Source organism: Streptococcus mitis, assembly GCF_001074635.1.
In the GTDB taxonomy this organism is placed as follows: domain Bacteria; phylum Bacillota; class Bacilli; order Lactobacillales; family Streptococcaceae; genus Streptococcus; species Streptococcus mitis_E.
Genome location: NZ_JUQO01000163.1, coordinates 1 through 275 on the forward strand (window position 1 = coordinate 1; position 275 = coordinate 275).

Genomic DNA, 275 nt, shown 5'->3' on the forward strand with positions numbered 1-275 from the left:
AAACTCCAACCACGGCTTGCGAACCTTGTCTTTGCTGGTTTCTCTGTATTTTTTAGTTCCAAGAACGCCATCTTGACCGTTAGTACTAGTCTTACAACAATGCCTCAAACTCAGCGACAGTCATGCCCAGTTGCTGACTGGCAACCTCAGGTGCCAGAAGACCTTGGCGAACCATATCCAGAAAAGCAAAAAGTTTCCCACGTTCTAGTCCTTGTTCAAGACCTTGTTCAAGACCTTCAGCCCTAGCAGTTTCCAAGGCATAGTCCTGTGCCAAC

At 47.3% G+C, this 275-nt stretch carries 1 pseudogene; it reads right to left on the reverse strand.

Annotated elements, in window-relative coordinates:
• Nucleotides 1–91: 91 nt before the first annotated feature.
• Nucleotides 92–275: pseudogene (locus ADI58_RS06855) on the reverse strand (damage-inducible protein CinA); the annotation flags it as partial.